The organism is Oricola sp. (assembly GCF_965230365.1).
In the GTDB taxonomy this organism is placed as follows: Bacteria; Pseudomonadota; Alphaproteobacteria; order Rhizobiales; family Rhizobiaceae; genus Oricola.
Genome location: NZ_OZ246003.1, coordinates 867,042 through 884,940, shown reverse-complemented (window position 1 = coordinate 884,940; position 17,899 = coordinate 867,042). Strand labels below are relative to the sequence as shown.

The 17,899-nt window shown below is 62.0% G+C and carries 12 protein-coding genes; 4 read left to right on the top strand and 8 right to left on the bottom strand.

Going from position 1 to position 17,899, the window contains the following annotated elements; genetic code table 11:
- Window positions 1–32: 32 nt before the first annotated feature.
- From ACO06R_RS04275 to htpX, 3 genes are all read right to left on the bottom strand, one after another.
- Window positions 33–1,715 (bottom strand): heparinase II/III family protein, encoded by a 1,683-nt coding sequence (locus tag ACO06R_RS04275; RefSeq protein ID WP_421856529.1) that lies wholly within the window; start codon window positions 1,713–1,715, stop codon window positions 33–35.
- 584 nt (window positions 1,716–2,299) lie between these two features.
- Entirely contained in the window at window positions 2,300–3,718 is a 1,419-nt protein-coding gene (locus ACO06R_RS04270; RefSeq protein WP_421856526.1) for an RsmB/NOP family class I SAM-dependent RNA methyltransferase, read from the bottom strand.
- Window positions 3,715–4,701: a zinc metalloprotease HtpX gene (gene htpX / locus ACO06R_RS04265; protein WP_421856523.1), complete on the bottom strand. Its 987-nt coding sequence runs from the start codon at window positions 4,699–4,701 to the stop codon at window positions 3,715–3,717. Before htpX ends, ACO06R_RS04270 begins: the two co-directional genes overlap by 4 nt.
- A 102-nt stretch (window positions 4,702–4,803) precedes the next feature.
- On the opposite strand from htpX, the gene ACO06R_RS04260 reads away from it, so the two are divergent.
- The 3 genes from ACO06R_RS04260 to ACO06R_RS04250 all read left to right on the top strand — a co-directional run bounded on the left by ACO06R_RS04260 (window position 4,804) and on the right by ACO06R_RS04250 (window position 8,300).
- The gene (locus tag ACO06R_RS04260; RefSeq protein ID WP_421856520.1) at window positions 4,804–5,043 is read left to right on the top strand and encodes a DUF1674 domain-containing protein; all 240 of its coding nucleotides are present in this window, start codon (window positions 4,804–4,806) and stop codon (window positions 5,041–5,043) included.
- Between the two features lie 286 nt (window positions 5,044–5,329).
- A complete protein-coding gene (locus ACO06R_RS04255; protein ID WP_421856517.1) occupies window positions 5,330–6,646 on the top strand; it encodes a pilus assembly protein TadG-related protein in 1,317 nt (438 codons plus the stop codon).
- 358 nt (window positions 6,647–7,004) lie between these two features.
- Window positions 7,005–8,300, top strand: a complete 1,296-nt coding sequence (locus ACO06R_RS04250; protein WP_421856514.1) for a class I SAM-dependent methyltransferase — start codon at window positions 7,005–7,007, stop codon at window positions 8,298–8,300.
- A gap of 16 nt (window positions 8,301–8,316) precedes the next feature.
- On the opposite strand, the gene ACO06R_RS04245 is transcribed toward ACO06R_RS04250, so the two are convergent.
- The 3 genes from ACO06R_RS04245 to ACO06R_RS04235 form a co-directional block, all read right to left on the bottom strand.
- Window positions 8,317–8,733 (bottom strand): hypothetical protein, encoded by a 417-nt coding sequence (locus ACO06R_RS04245; protein WP_421856512.1) that lies wholly within the window; start codon window positions 8,731–8,733, stop codon window positions 8,317–8,319.
- Between the two features lie 127 nt (window positions 8,734–8,860).
- Window positions 8,861–10,813: an acetate--CoA ligase gene (gene acs / locus ACO06R_RS04240; RefSeq protein ID WP_421856509.1), complete on the bottom strand. Its 1,953-nt coding sequence runs from the start codon at window positions 10,811–10,813 to the stop codon at window positions 8,861–8,863.
- Between the two features lie 173 nt (window positions 10,814–10,986).
- On the bottom strand, window positions 10,987–11,979 hold the full coding sequence (locus tag ACO06R_RS04235) for an NmrA family NAD(P)-binding protein (protein ID WP_421856506.1): 993 nt from the start codon (window positions 11,977–11,979) through the stop codon (window positions 10,987–10,989).
- A gap of 93 nt (window positions 11,980–12,072) precedes the next feature.
- Between ACO06R_RS04235 and ACO06R_RS04230 the strand changes: the two genes are divergently transcribed.
- Window positions 12,073–12,993 carry a LysR family transcriptional regulator gene (locus ACO06R_RS04230; protein ID WP_421856503.1) on the top strand — a complete coding sequence of 307 codons (921 nt, stop codon included), beginning with the start codon at window positions 12,073–12,075 and terminating at the stop codon, window positions 12,991–12,993.
- Here the strand turns inward: ACO06R_RS04230 and ACO06R_RS04225 are convergent.
- Together ACO06R_RS04225 and pyc are read right to left on the bottom strand one after the other, a co-directional pair.
- Window positions 12,959–14,155 carry an MFS transporter gene (locus ACO06R_RS04225; RefSeq protein ID WP_421856500.1) on the bottom strand — a complete coding sequence of 399 codons (1,197 nt, stop codon included), beginning with the start codon at window positions 14,153–14,155 and terminating at the stop codon, window positions 12,959–12,961. The genes ACO06R_RS04230 and ACO06R_RS04225 overlap by 35 nt on opposite strands.
- Before the next feature lie 155 nt (window positions 14,156–14,310).
- On the bottom strand, window positions 14,311–17,772 hold the full coding sequence (gene pyc / locus ACO06R_RS04220) for a pyruvate carboxylase (protein ID WP_421856497.1): 3,462 nt from the start codon (window positions 17,770–17,772) through the stop codon (window positions 14,311–14,313).
- Window positions 17,773–17,899 lie beyond the last annotated feature (127 nt).

Genomic DNA, 17,899 nt, shown 5'->3' with positions numbered 1-17,899 from the left:
TGCAACAAGGCGTGCAAAGTGCTGGACAAGGGTCAGTCGCGAAGAAGGCGCCAATCGATACTGTCGTTTTCGGGACAGGACGCCGAGACTACGATTTGCTGCGAGCGAACCGGCCCCGCGACTCCAGCGAAGTGGATCGACTCCTCAAGTGTCACTGCCCCGCGCTCGATATCGAACGTCCATGTTTCGCCACTGTCCGCCGACAGCCGAACGCTGCCTTGGTCGATGATTTGCGCGTGAACGGCCGGATGAAGATGAAAACGAATATCGTAGTGGTGGCGGGGCAGGTTCTTCGCGTCGCCGCCGTCGGCCGGCAGCAATCGGTCCCTCCCCGCGATGCGGGCGCCATCGTCGGTCAGCACCAGCGTGCGTTCGTGCAGCAGTCCGTATTGCCGCGCGTAGCCATCATGCGAGGCGGTGAAGCCGATAACCCCCGGCTGTTCCTTGCGGTCGACCTCCACCCGGCTGGGACCGGACAAGGTCCGCAGGCTGGACTTCGAACCCCCGCGCCCGAAACGCGCGAAGCGCGCCGACGACGTGTCCTCCAGAACGAGCGACGAATGCGCCGCCGTCATGCGCGCGAGGTCGCGGTAGGATTCGCGGTTGAGCCGGTCGATGCCGCTGTTGACGATGAAGCTCTGCCGGCCACTCGACATCTCGAAGGCGAGGCAACTCGCGTGCGCACCCTCCGCGTGCACGCCCGACGGCGGCACCCCGGTATCAGCGATAACCACTGTGTTGCCCAGCGCCATGCGTTGATAGCCGGAATGCGGCGCATGCGTCATCGGCTTGGCGCCGCTCTGGTCGTGCCGCAGGATCGCGGCGACCAGATCGGTGTTGTCGCCGGCGGCGCCATGAAACATCGCCAGGTGCCCGTCGCCGTGGCGAAAGAAACGCATGGCGGGATACATCCGGTCGATCGAGCGGATGATCTCCTGAGGCACCGGCATGGAGGCCGACACAAAACACTGGGTTAACGGCAGCAGATCGGCCAACAGGCTAGGCAAGGTGTCGGGACAGCGGTTGACGTGGCCGCCATCGGCAAGGATCTGGTTGCGAAGCTGGAACTCGAGATTGCGGATGGCCGAGCGTTCATTGCGGCTGGCGGTCGGCAACACCAGCGACGCGATACAAAGCGCAATACGGACCCTCAATGCGCAGATGTCATCGTCCATCGACGGCGCAAGGCCGCGAAGGTAGCGCACCTGGCGCGCCAGCGAACCCATGAACTTGCGATAGAAATCGTGGTCGGAATTGACCAGCAGCAGCCGCGAGTACTGCATCCAGGCGATTACGCGCGCCGCGGTCACGTCGAGCTGCCAGGCCATGCCAGTAAACCGCCGCCCATGGCATTGCAGCCAATCGGTTACCAGCGCCCGCGCATTGGCTGATGCCAGGTCGCTCTCCGCCCCCTTGAGATGCCGCAGCCAGCGAAACTCGTGCAACCGCCGTTCCCACATCTCAGAAGGCGGATCGACATTGAACGGGGATGCGCCCCCGGTTTCCACAACCCGCCCTGAGAACACGAACCGGCCCTCATAAATGTCGCGCGCCACCAACGGATCGTTGGGCCGAAGGTCTGGCGGCACCATTGCAAGCCGTTCGGGCGCCGGTCCCATGAATCGCCACGCGAAAACCGGTCCCCGCTGGATGCGCTGCCGCATCCTAGACAAGTAGGTTGCCGCGCCCGACAGGATATAGCCCGGGTCCGCCATCAGGGCATTTCGCGTTCGGATTGAATCGCTTGCACGCAGGAGTTTCGTGCAGTGACAGCAAGCGGAAAACGGCGCTGGCCCGGACCGGCGCGCTTTTCGCGACACAGCTCACTGTTCAAAAGACCAGGATCAGGCGATTTGGTTTCCATCAAGGCACTCAGATGCTCGACCTCCGGTTTGAGGCCGCCTTTCGCTGTGGCATCGGCCAGCCCAAGCGGCCTCCATCCCCAAGGTTAGGGCGTTTCCGGGTTAGATTGAATCGTTTGAACGCCGGGACTTCGCGCAGACACAGGGAGCGGAAAGCGAAGCGGGTCGAAACCCGTCAGATTTTCGCCACGCTGATCACTGTGCGAAACAACAGGTTCAGGCGAACTGGAACTGCTTAACATGCTCAACTGCATAACCTCCGGCTTGAGGCTGCTTTCCGCCCCGGCGGCGTCGAAATCCTCGAGCGATGCCCGGGGCATCGCTCTGCGGTCTTCTCCTGGCCAGTTGCGAAATTCAGCTCTCATCAAGCTGCTTCAAGCTAACCGTAAAACGCTCTGGTTCGAATCAGAGGATATTGATTTGCCGCATCTTTACAATCAAACAAGCCCCATGCGCCGAAAACGCACAGCAAAGAAACCGTCGACCCCGCCCAGTCCGGGTGGATCGACTTCCAGCATTGCCGGCGTCAAGCGCACGTAACCCTGCGGCGTGACTCCTTGTTCCAGTCCGGGAAGCTCGGAAACCTTGACCGGGATCACCTCGAAGTCTTCACGGTCATCGCTGAAACGCTCGGCAATCTCCTCGCCTTCCAACGGATCGAGCGAGCAGTTGGAAAAGACAAGAACGCCGCCCGGCGCCACAAGATCCGCAGCACGGTTCAACATCCGGGTCTGCAACTGCGCCAGTTTTTCGACATCGGCCATCGACTTCGCAAACGGGACATCGGGATGCCGACGCACCGTCCCAGTCGATGAGCACGGCGCGTCCAGAAGAACGGCGTCATAAAGGGGCGTATCTTCGAACCGCATCATGTCGGCCTTCACAGCGTTGCAACGCTCGGCAAGCCCGAGACGCGAAAGGTTTTCGGCAAGACGCTTTAGGCGGTTGGCGGACAGATCGAGCGCGGTAACCGCCGCCCCCGAATCGGCCAGCTGCGCCGTCTTGCCGCCAGGCGCGGCGCACAGATCGATCGCCCGCTTTCCGTGAAGATCGCCGAACAGGCAAGCAGGAACAGCCGCCGACGCGTCCTGCACCCACCAGGCGCCTTCAGCATATCCCGGCAGCGAAGCGATATCGCTCGTCCGATCGCGCAACCGCAGCGAGCCTGTCGGCAACACGACCGCATCAAGCCGCTCGGCCCACAGGGCGGCATTGGCCCGCTCCGCACGTTTGAGCGTCAGGTCGATCGGAGCTTCAATCCGGTGCCGGCGAAGTATCGCGTCTGACATTTGCGCGCCGTAGACAGTGGCCAGCCGCTCGCGAAACCACATTGGGCCATAATGCAGCGCGCCCTCAATGCGGGTCTGCAATTCCTGTTTTTCGCGCACCGCGCGCCGCAACAGCGCGTTGACCAGCTTGTCGAAGCGCCGGGCCCGCGGATCGCCGCGCGCAGCCGATACTGCGATATCGACCGCACTGTGATCGGGAACGTCCAACAGGAGAATCTGGGCAAGCCCGGCGGTCAGGATATGGCGAACCGGTGCCGCCCCCTTGGGCAGAGGTTTGTCCGTGAAACTATCGACAACCGCCTGCAGATCGCCGTGATGACGCAAGGCGGTCAAAAGGATCGCGCGAACGAGCGCGCGGTCGCGGCTATCCAGCGCCAGATATTGCGGATGTCCGTGTTGCTCGTCGGTCAGCGCATCCATCGATGCGCCTGCTTCCAGGATTGCACCAAGAATCCGGTGTGCGGTCTGGCGGGCTGTCAGTCCGGGCGCGGAAGCTGGCTCGGTACCGGCGTTCTTGCTCTTTCCTGTGCCGCGCTGGCGGGTTGCGGCAAGCCTCGATTTACTCAACCCCACGGTCCCTGATCGTCATCGGAACCGCGTCCCCATTGACGATCTCCCGTCTTCGGAACGCCCGATGAACCGCGCCGAGCCGGTTGCGCTGGCGGTTGTTCGCGCGGCCGCCCCCGGACCGGCTCGGGTTCGCGGTCCATTTCGCCCGCCATCGCCATCAGCGCCCTGATACGATTTTCCGTGTCGGGATGGGTTGAAAACAAGTTGTCGGCACGCTGGCCATTCAAGGGATTGATGATGAACATATGCGCTGTCGCCGGATTGTTTTCGGCCGAGACATTGACATGACGGCCCGCCGCGGCAGCGATCTTGGCGAGTGCGGATGCCAACCACTCCGGATTGCCGCAGATCTCCGCACCTCGCCGGTCGGCCGAATACTCCCGCGTCCGGCTGATCGCCATCTGAACGATCATCGCCGCAAAGGGCGCGACGATCATCGCCAGAAGCACGCCGACAAAACCGAAAGGACTGTTGTTGTTGCGCGAACCGCCGAAGAACAGTGCGAAATTGCCCAACATCGAAATCGCGCCGGCCAGGGTCGCCGTGATTGTCATGATGAGCGTGTCGCGGTTCTGGATATGCGCCAGTTCATGCGCCATCACGCCAGCCACTTCCTCGCGGCTCAGGCGTTCCAGCAACCCGGTTGTCGCGGCAACGGCTGCGTTGTCCGGGTTCCGCCCCGTGGCAAACGCGTTCGGCTGGTCGTTCTTGATCAGGTAGACCTTCGGCATCGGCAATCCGGAGCGCTCGACCAGCGCTTCAACGATGCCGAAATACTCGGGCGCGTTTTTGCGGTCGACCTCGACCGCGTTGTGCATGCGCAACACCATCTTGTCGGAGTTCCAATAGCTGAATGCATTCATCGCCAGCGCGATGACCAAGGCGATCATCATGCCGCCGGCGCCGCCGATCATGTAGCCGACCCCCATGAAAAGCGCCGTCATGAAGGCGATCAGCATGGCCGTCCTGACAAGATTCATAGGATTCGCTCCCGCATCGGAAATGGTGGATTTTGTCTGCTGTCCAACCATATAGTGTGGCTGTCAATCCGCGTTTTCAACATGCATCAATGCGACAAGGCCATGAGCGACAACACCGCAGGCACCGACAAACCGAATGCCCCCGAAGAACCCGAACAGGCCCTCCGCCGCCTCGAGGACCTGCCGCCTGCGGCGCGCCGGGCCCTGGCCGAGGCGCAAGAGCGACGCGCAAAGAACGATGCGGAGACGCAACCGAAACCGCGCGAGATCGGCGGCAGGCAAGGCGCGGACCCGGCGCGATACGGCGACTGGGAGGTCAAGGGCATAGCGGTCGACTTTTAGCCCGGACGCGCTCGAACCGGGGCCTCCAGTTTCAGACATCGGGACACATGTCCACATTCGGGACTAAGGCTCCCGCAATGTGACAATCAAGGGCACGACGTCTTGAAGGTAGACACTTGCAAGCAATATTTCCGACAGATTTAACCGGACATTCACCTTTTTTTCATTCATTATACATGTTTTTCCATGTATTAACCCTCGTATAGGGAAAACTCGCCTAGTCTGAGCCTTGGATTTGCAATGGGCGCGCCGCATCCATCCGCGCCCGATCCGAAGGAGTCCGACCGTGCCTAGGCTTACAGACTGGTTCTCGCGCTTTTACCGCGACAGGAAAGGTAATTTCGGAGCGATGTTCGGCATCGGCGCGACCGCGCTGTTGATGTCTGCGACCATGGCCCTGGATGTTTCGCGGATGTACGCGCTGCACCTGAAGCTGACGCAGGCCATCGATGCCGCGGTGCTGGCGACCACACAGGGTCTGACACAGGGCGATATCCCGCTCGATCAGGCCGAGGAAAAGGTGCTTGCCTACATCGACGCCAATCTGGATGGCCGCAACCTGACCATCGAAGATGTCGTCATCGAAGCCATTACCGTCGATACCAGCGCGAAGACGCTGCAGGTCGATGCGCACGCACTGATGGACATGACAATGGCCGGCCTCGTCGGTTACGAAAAGCACAAGGTGGAGACGACCTCAAAGGCACAGTTCTCCAACACCAAGGTGGAAGTCGTGATGGCGCTCGACGTTACCGGGTCGATGGGATGGAACATCTCCGGCTCAACAACGACCAAGCTCCAGGCGCTGAAGACCGCCTCGAACAGCGCGATAGACACCCTTTTCCAGGACGAGGACAGCCCCGACCGGATCCGTATCGGTCTCATCCCCTATTCGGAAGCGGTCAATGCGGCGCCGGTGATCGACAAGATCGAGACCACTGGCGTTTACAAACGCGTATGCTCCGGTGGATGGTGGAACCGGTACTGCTACTACCAGACCGTTTATCCGGACTGTGTGCGCGAACGCACCGGGTCGCAGGCTCACACCGACGCCTTTGCCAACAGCTCGGCCAAGATCGGCTCATCGGCCTACAGTTGCCCGAGTTCCGAGATCGTCGGCATGTCCGCCGACAAGACCATGCTGAAGAACAAGATCAACGCGTTCACCGCCAGCGGTTGCACGGCCGGTCATATCGCCATCGCGTGGAGCTACTACATGCTGTCGCCAAACTGGAATTCCGCCTGGAGCAGCACGTCCCAGCACGCCGAAGACTTCAATACGCTGGGCGTCAGCAAGCACGCGATCATCATGACGGACGGCGCGTTCAACACCTATGAATCGAGCGGCCAGTACTGCTCGGGCTACGGAACAAGCCTCTCCGAAAACTACTCGACCGCGCTGTGTGATGCCATGAAAGCCAAGGGCGTCAAGATCTACTCGATCGCCTTCGATGCGGGTTCAGATGCAGAGAGGCTGATGAAGAGCTGCGCATCCACGAGCAGCGGCACGACCTTCTACTACAACGCGACCGACGACGACGACCTGGAAGATGCCTTCGTCGAAATCGCCAACGACATCAAGGGCCTGTTGCTGATCAACTGACGCAACCCCACCTCGTCTATTAGAAAGGCCGCCCAATGGGCGGCCTTCGCAATTGAGCGGCACGGTCAGCCGCCGGACCCTGGACTTGATCTGCAATCAGGGCCCGTCGCGATCTCGCGATCCGTCAGAGGCTGCTCCGACCGATGGCAATCCGCTCGCACCGAACCGTAACCACTGAACCGCTAGACATCGGACCACCTCCTTTCGCTTGTTGAACACCCTTTCAGTGTTGCGCGATTCCCGTTAATGCGCAACTGCAGTTCTTGCCGTTGACGTGGCGGCGACCTACACGGCCGACCGATTGCTTTGCAATCGCCGTTCGTTATGGTGCGGTTTCAACCGATAATGGAGACAGCCGATGGGCGCGAAAGGCCGTGCCAGGACATTCGCGAGACTGCTCGCACATGTGCGCGAGATTCTTCAGATCGACATGGGTTTCATCCTCTGGGACGGCACCAAAATCCCGGAAAACCTGGCTGACGACGCCTTCGCGGTGCGTTTCGCCGACGAGGGAACGATCGCCGCGCTGATGCGCAAACCCAACATGGAAACGCTGGCCAATATCTGGGTTGCCAAACGCATCGACCTCGTCAATGGCGACCTGTTCGACCTCGCCGCCCAGCGCCCCAAGGTGCGTACGCGCGACATTCGCAAATCCGTCAACAAGCTTTTGGCGTTCAACACAGCGCGCAAGTTCTGGTTCGTCCGCCAGGGCGGACCCTGGCCGCTGAAGGAAACGCCGGAAGAAAAACCCAGCGACGGCAGCCGCGAGGAAAACGAGAAGAACATCCAGTACCACTACGATGTCTCCAACGCCTTCTACGCGCTCTGGCTCGACGAGGAGATGGTCTATACCTGCGGCTACTGCACGGACTGGCACAACGACATCGACCAGATGCAGCGCGACAAGCTGGAACACATCTGCCGCAAACTGCAATTGCAGCCCGGCGACCGTCTGCTCGATATCGGCTGCGGATGGGGCGCGCTGTCCTGTTACGCCGTCCAGAACTACGGCGTCACCGCGCTTGGCGTCACGCTGTCGACCCAACAGGTCGACTATGCCCGCGACAAGGCCAAACGTCTCGGCATTCAGGACAAGGTGACCTTCGAATTGGCCGACTATGCCACTGTCGAGGGCGGGTTCGACAAGGTCGCCGCGATCGGCATCCAGGAGCATATCGGCATCGACAACTACCCGACCTACTACTCGACCGTGAAGCGCGTCCTCAAACACGACGGGCTGTTCCTGCATCACGCCATCACGCGGCCGATGAAGAAGGATATGGAGACCTTCCGCAAAAAGAACGAAGAGACCGCGCTGATGACGAAATACATCTTCCCCGGCGGCGAACTCGATCATATCGGCAACACGGTCACCAATCTGGAACAGTTCGGCTTCGAGGTCCACGACGTGGAAAATCTGCGCGAGCACTATCAGCGCACCTGCCGGCGCTGGCATGATCGTTTGCTGGCCAATTACGACGCTGCCGTCGCCGAATCCGGCGAGGTGCTGACGCGGCTGTGGCTTGCCTATCTGGCCGGTTCGTCGCTGCAGTTCGAGCGCCAGGGCATGCGCCTCTACCAGACGCTCGCCTCGCACAAGAGGCGCGGCGCCAGCGGCCTGCCGCCGACGCGCGCGCATCTGTATCGCTGAAGCCTGCCGGGCGGTCTCAGCCGCCGAGCATGATGGTGCAGTTCGCCTTCAGCGGCGCCCAGTTGGAAAGCATGTAGTCGCCGGCACCTTTCGCGGCGACGCGGTAACGCGTGTTGATCTTCTTTTCGATCACCATCTGCTGCGAGACCGCGGCAACATACTTGCCGTTGACCTTCTTGGCCTGCACCGTCTTGACCGCGCTGGCACCAACGCCCTCGCGGATCGTCATGTAGCTGACGGTGCCGGGCTTGTTGGTGTAGATCCAGAACTTTGCGGTCGCATTGGCCGGGCAGGCGTTGCTGGCCGGCGACTTGATGCCAATCATGACCGATTCAACCTTGAGCGGGCCGGAACCGCCCTGCTGGAAATTGCCGCCGGCGAAGGCCGAGGTTGCGAGGACCGCCAGCGCGGCGGTTGCGATAAGCGTCTTCATTGCCGTCTCCAATCGTTGGCCGCCGCGCCGGTGGCGCGACGGTTTTGGGTTTGGAGACAGCACTAGCCGATCAGGGCGCGCGGCCCTGTGACCTCCGTCACAGGACCAAGCGACCGCCCGAACGCCGTCAGCCCTTCTTGTTCTGCCGGTTCTCGATCAGGTCGTCGACGACCGCCGGATCGGCGAGCGTCGAGGTATCGCCGAGCGAGCCGAAATCGTCCTCGGCGATCTTGCGCAGGATGCGCCGCATGATCTTGCCGGACCGGGTCTTCGGCAGGCCCGGTGCGAACTGGATCTTGTCGGGCGAGGCGATCGGGCCGATCTCGCTGCGCACATGACCGACCAGTTCCTTGCGGAGTTCGTCGCTCGGCTCCAGCCCTTGCATCAGCGTCACGTAGCAGTAGATGCCCTGCCCCTTGACGTCGTGCGGATAGCCGACCACGGCAGCCTCGGAGACGGCGTCGTGTGCGACCAGCGCGCTTTCGACCTCGGCGGTTCCCATCCGGTGGCCGGACACGTTGATCACGTCGTCGACGCGGCCGGTGATCCAGTAGTAGCCATCCTCGTCGCGACGGCAGCCGTCGCCGGTGAAGTACTTGCCCTTGTAGGTGGAGAAGTAGGTCTGGATGAAACGGTCGTGATCGCCGTAGACGGTGCGCATCTGGCCCGGCCAGGAATCGGTGATGCACAGATTTCCGTCGGCGGCCCCGTCCAGCACGTTGCCGTCATTGTCGACCAATTGTGGCTGGACCCCGAAGAAGGGGCGTGTCGCCGAACCGGGTTTCAGATTGGTCGCACCGGGCAGCGGCGTGATCAGGATCCCGCCGGTCTCGGTCTGCCACCAGGTATCGACGATCGGACAGTTCTCCTCGCCGACCACGTGGTAGTACCATTCCCAGGCCTCCGGATTGATCGGTTCGCCGACCGAACCGAGTGTCCGCAGCGACTTGCGCGACGTCTGCGTCACATGCTCGTCGCCGGCGCCCATCAGCGCGCGGATGGCGGTCGGCGCGGTGTAGAAAATGTTGACCTGGTGCTTGTCGACGACTTCCCAGAAGCGCGCCGGCGTCGGGTAGTTGGGAACGCCTTCGAACATCAGCGTCGTCGCGCCGTTGGCGAGCGGTCCGTAGACGATGTAGGAATGGCCGGTCACCCAGCCGACATCGGCGGTGCACCAATAGATATCGCCCGGATGGTAGTCGAAGACGTATTCATGCGTCATCGACGCATAGATCAGGTAGCCAGCCGTGGTGTGCAAGACACCCTTCGGCTTGCCGGTCGATCCGGAGGTGTAGAGGATGAACAGCGGATCTTCCGCCTTCATCTTGGCCGGCGCGCATTCGGCTTTCGCCTCTGCCATCGCCGAGTGGTACCAGATATCCCGGCCTTCCACCCAGTTGATCGCACCAGCGGTACGCTTGACGACCAGCACACCGGTCACATCGACGCCGTCGCGGGAGGCAATCTCGATCGCCTTGTCGGTGTTGGCCTTGAGCGGGATCTTCTTGCCGCCGCGCAGACCTTCGTCCGCGGTGATCACGAAGGTCGATTCGCAGTCGTGAATGCGCCCGGCCAATGCGTCCGGCGAAAATCCGCCGAAAACGATCGAGTGAATGGCGCCGACACGCGTGCAGGCAAGCATCGCGTAGGCGGCTTCCGGGATCATCGGCATGTAGATGGTGACCCGGTCGCCCTTCTTGACGCCATTCGCCTTCAGGACGTTGGAGAGCTTGCAAACCTGCTCGTAAAGCTCGTTATAGGTGATCTTCTTGTCGTCGTAGGGGTTGTCGCCTTCCCAGATGATGGCGACTTGGTCTCCACGCTTCTTCAGATGCCGGTCGATGCAGTTGTAAGAGACGTTGGTCACGCCGTCCTCGAACCACTTGATCGAAACATCGCCTTCAAAAGAGGTGTTCTTGACTTTCGTGAAGGGCTCGAACCAGTCGATCCGCTTGCCGTGCTTGCCCCAGAACTTTTCGGGCGAGGACACGCTTTGCTTGTACCACTTCAGGTATTTCTCATCATCGATCAGAGCGCGCTTCTTGGCGCTCGGCAAGACACGATGGACTTGGACAGTCATTCCGGTTCCTCCCGCAACTGGCATTGTCGAATTCGGTTCGAACGTCCGGTGTCGGACACCGGCATCCCCCAACCGACTGTGTGCGGTTTAATCCAGACGCTGTCCACACGTAAATTAGACAATGGACCCCTATCCGAATGGCGTAGAACGGGGTTTGTCGAACGGACTGCCCGTCAGTGCCGCGACAACTCCATTGCGCCCCCATCGCGGGCCGGCACGGCGTTAGCACCGGAATCGAGGCCGAGCTCCGTCACGGCCTCGCCAATGGCACGCGCCAACGGACGGTGCGGTTCGAGGCCGATCAACGCCTCCAGACGCGAATTGTCCAGCGAATGCGGCACGCGCCACAGATAGGACATTTTGGCGACCTCCCGCAGCACCGGGTTGAACAGGCCGATAAGCCGCAACAGCATCCAGGGCGCACCGGCCTGCTTGAGATCGCGGCCCAGCGTCTGCTCGGTCGCAGCCTGCATTTCAGAGCCGGTGACCGCATATCCCTTGAAGTGCAGCCGCTCGAAGGGCGGCAATTCGGCCCTCTTTTCCGCCACTTGCACGAAGGTTTCGGCCAGATCCGGCAGATAGGCAAAGGCATGGAGCGTGCCCCGCGGACCGGGCCATGTAAACTTGTCCTTGCCAAGGTCCTTGAGGATCATCAGGTCGAGCCAGCTCTCAGGCCGCTTGCCGCCAAAGAAGTCGCCCGCCCGGATCACGATGGTACGGACACCGCTCGGTTCCGCCGCATTGGCAAACAGCGCTTCCATTTCGACGCGCAGCCTGCCCTTTTGCGTGTCCGGGTTCGCCGGATCGTCTTCCTTCATGCCCGGCGCGATCGCGCTGCCGAAATTGTAGACGTTTCCGGGGATCATCACCGTCGCGCCGGTCGCCTGAGCTGCCGCAAGCACGTTCTCTGCAAGCGGAAGGACTGTCGTGTCCCACTGATCGTAGGCCGGATTGAGCGCATGCAGGATGACATCGGCGCCCTTGCAGGCGGCGATCAGCGACTGCCGGTCATAGGCATCGGCCTCGACCGGCTCGACACCTGCGGCAAGTGTTTTCAGCTTGGGTCCACGCGCGATGCCGCGCACGCGCCATCCGGCCTTGAGAAATGCCAGCGCCGCCGCCTCTCCGAAACGGCCGGCCGCGCCGAGAATAGCGATTGTCTGCATGGTGCAACTCCTGTGTCGAAACCCGCAGACAGTTACCGAATTTCATAGATGAATTGATATACGTATACGTGTACATCTGATATTCATTAATGAATGGATACGGATCGCTTCAACTGGAACCTGGTGAAGAGCTTCCTGGCCGTGCTCGATGCCGGCTCGCTGCTCGAAGCCTCGACTGTGACCGGCGTTTCGCAACCGACCCTTGGCAGGCACATCACCGAACTGGAACACACCACCGGGCTGGTCCTGTTCGCGCGCGGCCGGTCCGGGATGGCCCCAACGCAAAACGCGCTCGCGCTCGCCGAAGAAGCGCGGGCCATGCAGACCGGGGCGGCGGCTTTCGCGATGACGGCAACCGGACGCGATACGCGGATCGAGGGGACAGTCCGTATAACCGCCAGCGAAGTCGTCTCGACCTATCTGTTACCGCCCGTTCTCTCGACGCTTCTGGAAGCTGAACCGGCAATCGAAATCGAACTGGTCGCAACAAACGCAGTCGAGAACCTGCTGGCGCGCGACGCCGATATCGCGCTCAGAATGGTCCGGCCCGTGCAGAACGACCTGATTGCGCGCAAGCTCAATCAGATATCGATGGGCGCGTTCGCGCATCGCAATTATCTCGACAGGCACGGCGCGCCAGCGTCGATTGCCGAACTGCAGCGCCACCGAATGATCGGCTACGACCGGACTGACCTGATCGAACGTGGCATGGAGCGGCTCGGGCTCCAATTTCAGCGGTCGATATTCCGGCTGCGCACGGACCATCAGGTCGCCTACTGGGAAATGGTCAAGGCGGGTGCGGGCATCGGCTTCGGACCGCTCTTTGTCGCCGCACAGTCTCCGGACCTGATCCGCGTCGTGCCGGAACTCGATATCGAGCCGTTGCCGTGCTGGCTTGCCTCGCACCAGGAACTCAAGCACAGCCCGAAAGTGCGCCGCGTCTTCGATTTTCTCGCCAACGCGATTTCCGCGCTGCCTCTCAGCGCGGCCGGCGACCGAGGCCGGGAAAGATAAAGCCGAGGCCAGCCAGCACGAAAACGATCAGGCCCCAGCCGACGAACACTGTCGCCAACGACAGATGTTCGGCGACAAGGCCAACCAGCGCCGGAATGAACAGCAGGCCACCATAACCGAATGTGGTGACCACCGCGATACCGATGGCGGGCTTTATCCCCGGATAGCGCCCGGCGGCCGAAAACAGCACGGGCACGAGGTTCGCCATGCCGAGACCGGCGATAAGGAACCCGGAACAGGCAACGATAAAGGACGTCGACATGCCGGCAATTGCCAGGCCAATGGCAGCAACCACCGCGCCGCTGACATAGGTCAGCCGGTCGCCAAGTTGCACGCGCAACCCGTCGCCGAGAAACCGCATCAGCGCCATTGTCGCCGAGAACGCGGCGAACGCATATCCGCTCACCACGATCGGAGCACTCTGCTCGTTCTTCAAGAACAACGCGCTCCAGTCGATGACCGTGCCTTCGGAAGCAAAGGCCAGCATGGTGGCAATGCCCAGAATGTAAATGCCGGGTCTGCGTGGCAGCTCCGCCATGCGACGCGTACCGGCATCGCCTTCCGGCGGATGCTCGCGATCATCCATGAAGAACGGCCAGGCAGCGACGACAATCGCGAGCGTTATCAGCGAGACCACCAGCGAATGTCCGAATTCGCCCAGCCAGACGATCATCGCGCCGCCGGACAGGCCGCCAACCACGCCGCCGAGCGACCAGAAGCCGTGGTAGGAGGACATGACCGGTTTCGCCAGCGCGACCTCGACGGTCACTCCATTGGCGTTCATCGCGTTGTCCATGGCACCGAGAAACATGCCCAGCCAAAGCATCACCAACGCCGCGGTGAGCGGCGTCGGCGCAAATGTCAGCACAACAAGCGACGGGGTCAAAAGCAGCGACGTCCAGCGCAACACCGGCCGCGATCCGAACCGGGTCGACGCCACAGCAGCGGCAACCAGGGCCAGCAGAGCGCCAAGACCGAACAGCACGATCATCAGGCCGAAGGTCGATTCGCTGACCGCGAGCCGTTCGGTCATCACCGGGATTTTAGGCGCCCAGTGGCCGATCGTGAATCCATTGGCGAAAAACGCCGCCGAAACGGCCCGGCGGGCCCTGCGGAGAGTATCCGGACCGACGACAGTCGCCGTGGCTCGCAACGTATCCATGCCTCGTTCCCGGACCCCGGTCGACAGGTTTTTTAAATCGATTTAGCCACGCTATGCATCAACTGTTCGCGTGTAAACCGCCATCATGCACGCCAACCTCACAAACCTTGATGCGGCAACACAAACCGTGACGCAGGTAGCACCGCGCCAACTGTTCAGCCGTAGACGACCAGCAAATCCTTGGCGTCGATCTGGTCGCCGGCCTTGACCAGAACCTCGGCCACCTTGCCATCGCGTTCGGCATGGATCGCGGTTTCCATCTTCATGGCCTCGATCGACACCAGCACATCGCCTGCGCGGATTTCCTGGCCCGCCGAGATTGCAACGGTTGAGATGACGCCGGGCATCGGCGCACCCACATGATTGCCGTCTCCGGGATCGGCTTTGCGGCGCGACGCCGCGCCCAACGCGCCATGCGCGCGGTCCGGCACCTTGACCCGGCGCGGCTGGCCGTTCAGCTCGAAGAACACCGTAACCATGCCCTTTTCGTCGGTATCGCTGATGGCAAGGCAACGGATCACCAGTGTCTTGCCCTTCTCCAGTTCCGCGAACACCTCGTCGGATTGCGCCATTCCGTAGAAATAGACCGGCGTCGCCAGCGACGAGACGGGACCGTATTTCGCCTGGGTCAACGCGAAGTCAGTGAACACCTTCGGATACATCAGGTAGGAAGCGAACTCGAACTCGCTGATCGGCCGGTCGAGCTTCTCCTCGATCTCCTTGCGCACGGCATCGAGATCGGCGGGCGGCAACAGCGACCCGGGCACCGCCGTATACGGTTCCTCGCCCTTCAGCACCTTCTTCTGGATACCTTCCGGCCATCCCGCCGGCGGCTGGCCGAGATCGCCGCGCATCATCGAAACGACCGAGTCTGGAAACGCGATGTCCTTGTCGGGGTTCTCGACGTCGGCGACGGTCAGTTCCTGGCTGATCATCATCAGCGCCATGTCGCCAACGACCTTGGAAGACGGCGTCACCTTGACGATGTCGCCGAACATCATGTTCACGTCGTGATAGGAGCGCGCCACGTCGTGCCAGCGCGTTTCCAGGCCAAGCGACCGCGCCTGCTCTTTCAGATTGGTGAACTGCCCGCCCGGCATTTCGTGCAGATAGACTTCCGAGGCCGGCCCTTTGAGGTCGCTTTCGAAGGCGGCGTACTGGCTGCGGACCGCCTCCCAGTAGAACGAGATCTTGCGGATCCATTCCGAATCGAGACCCGGATCGCGCTCGGTGCCCCGCAGCGCCTCGACAATCGACCCGAGACAGGGCTGCGACGTGTTGCCGGACAACGCATCCATCGCCGCGTCCACCGCGTCCACGCCGCTGTCGACGGCGGCCAGCACCGTGGCTGCCGCAATGCCGGACGTGTCGTGGGTGTGGAAATGGATCGGCAGGTCGGTCGCCTCGCGCAGCGCCTTGAACAGCACCTTGGCCGCAGCCGGCTTCAACAGGCCGGCCATGTCCTTGACCGCGATCATGTGCGCGCCGGCCGCCTCCAATTCGCCGGCGAGATCGACATAGTATTTCAGGTCGTATTTCGGCCGTGCGGAGTTGAGGATGTCGCCGGTATAGCAGATCGTCGCCTCGCAAATCCGGTCCGCCTCGCACACCGCGTCCATCGACACGCGCATATTGTCGACCCAGTTGAGACAGTCGAATACCCGGAAAAGGTCGATGCCGCCTTCGGCCGCCTGGCGCACGAAGTGCTTGACCACATTGTCGGGATAGTTGGTGTAGCCAACGCCGTTGGCGCCGCGCAGCAGCATCTGCAGCAGGATGTTGGGCGCCTGCTCGCGGATCTTGGCGAGCCGCTCCCAAGGGTCCTCGTTGAGGAACCGCATTGCCACATCGAAGGTCGCGCCGCCCCAGCATTCCAGCGATAGCAGTTGCGGCAAGGCGCGTGCATATGTGCCGACGATGGGCACGATATCGGCGGTGCGCATTCGCGTCGCCAGGAGGCTCTGGTGGCCGTCGCGCATGGTCGTGTCGGTCAGGAACACCTTGTCCTGGCCGCGCAGCCATTCGGCGAACTTCTTGGGTCCCAATGCGTCGAGTTCACGCTTCGTGCCCCCATCCGGAAGCGGGATCCCGACCCACGGCACGATCGGCGGCGCGGCATCCGCAGCCGGCTTGGGACGATCCTTGGTTTCCGGATGGCCGTTGACCGTCACGTCGGCCAGATAGGTCAGAAGCTTCGTCGCGCGGTCCTGCCGCCGGACCTGCTGGAACAGTTCGGGCGTCGTGTCGATGAACTTGGTGGTGTAACTGTTGTCCTGGAAGCTCTCGTGGCCGATGATCGCCTCGAGAAACGTCAGGTTGGTGGCCACGCCGCGGATCCGGAATTCGCGCAGCGCCCGGTCCATCCGCCGGATCGCTTCCTGCGGCGTCGGCGCCCAGGCCGTCACCTTCTCCAACAGCGGATCGTAGTAGCGCGTGATGACCGCGCCGGAATAGGCCGTGCCGCCGTCGAGCCGGATACCGAAGCCTGTCGCGCCGCGATAGGCGGTGATCCGGCCATAGTCGGGAATGAAGTTCTGCTCGGGGTCTTCGGTGGTGATCCGGCACTGCAGCGCGTGACCGTTGAGCCGGATATCGGTCTGCGCCGGCACGCCGGATTCCGGCGAGCCGATCGCAGCACCCTCTAGGATGTGAATCTGCGCCTTGACGATGTCGATGCCCGTCACCTCCTCGGTGACGGTGTGCTCGACCTGAATGCGCGGGTTGACCTCGATGAAGTAGAATTCGCCGGTGTCGGCATCCATCAGGAACTCGACCGTGCCCGCGCCGACATAGTCGGTCGCTCCCGCGATCTTCAGCGCGTAGCCGGACAGTTCGGCCCGGCGTTCGTCGTCGAGATAAGGGGCGGGCGCCCGCTCAACGACTTTCTGGTTGCGGCGCTGGATCGAGCAGTCGCGTTCGAACAGATGCACCTGATTGCCGTGGGTATCGCCGAGCACCTGCACCTCGACGTGACGGGCGCGCTCGACAAGCTTTTCCAGATAGACCTCGTCCTTGCCGAATGCGGCGCGCGCCTCGCGCTTGGCCTCGGTTACCTCGCGCTCGATTTCATCGGCCGAGCGGATTGCGCGCATGCCGCGCCCGCCGCCGCCCCAGGATGCCTTGAGCATCACCGGATAGCCGATCTCCTCGGCCATCGATTTGACCGTCTCCATGTCGTCGGGCAGGGGCTCGGTGGCCGGCACGACGGGAACCCCGGCCGACACCGCAAGATTGCGCGCGGCGACCTTGTTGCCCAGCGCCCGCATCGTCTCGGGTCGCGGACCAATGAACGTGACGCCAGCTTCCGCGCACGCCTCCACGAATTCCGGGCTCTCCGACAACAGGCCGTAACCGGGGTGAATTGCGTCGGCACCGGACTGGCGCGCAACGCGCAACACCTCCTCAATCGACAGATAGCTTTCGATCGGCCCGAGATCGCGGTCGAGATGCGGACCGCGACCGACCTGGTAGCTTTCGTCGGCCTTGAAGCGGTGCAGCGAATACTTGTCTTCCTCGGCCCAGATCGCGACGGTCTTGATCCCGAGTTCGTTTGCCGCGCGGAACACGCGAATGGCGATTTCGGAGCGATTGGCGACAAGAATTTTGCGAATGGCCACGTCAGATTCCCAAACTTGCAAACAAGTGATCGTAAAGCGATTTAGCGGCATTCATTGTGCAGTGCAAACCAACCTGCGACACACCATGGCACAGGACCGGCCCGCCACCAGCAGCAGGCACTCCGAT

Excerpts from the sequence above, each read along its gene's own strand:
- ACO06R_RS04275 (WP_421856529.1), bottom strand. The coding sequence starts at position 1,715 with ATGGCGGACCCGGGCTATATCCTGTCGGGCGCGGCAACCTACTTGTCT.
- htpX (WP_421856523.1), bottom strand. The coding sequence starts at position 4,701 with ATGAATCTTGTCAGGACGGCCATGCTGATCGCCTTCATGACGGCGCTT.
- ACO06R_RS04260 (WP_421856520.1), top strand. The coding sequence starts at position 4,804 with ATGAGCGACAACACCGCAGGCACCGACAAACCGAATGCCCCCGAAGAA.
- ACO06R_RS04250 (WP_421856514.1), top strand. The coding sequence starts at position 7,005 with ATGGGCGCGAAAGGCCGTGCCAGGACATTCGCGAGACTGCTCGCACAT.
- ACO06R_RS04245 (WP_421856512.1), bottom strand. The coding sequence starts at position 8,733 with ATGAAGACGCTTATCGCAACCGCCGCGCTGGCGGTCCTCGCAACCTCG.
- acs (WP_421856509.1), bottom strand. The coding sequence starts at position 10,813 with ATGACTGTCCAAGTCCATCGTGTCTTGCCGAGCGCCAAGAAGCGCGCT.
- ACO06R_RS04235 (WP_421856506.1), bottom strand. The coding sequence starts at position 11,979 with ATGCAGACAATCGCTATTCTCGGCGCGGCCGGCCGTTTCGGAGAGGCG.
- ACO06R_RS04230 (WP_421856503.1), top strand. The coding sequence starts at position 12,073 with ATGGATACGGATCGCTTCAACTGGAACCTGGTGAAGAGCTTCCTGGCC.
- ACO06R_RS04225 (WP_421856500.1), bottom strand. The coding sequence starts at position 14,155 with ATGGATACGTTGCGAGCCACGGCGACTGTCGTCGGTCCGGATACTCTC.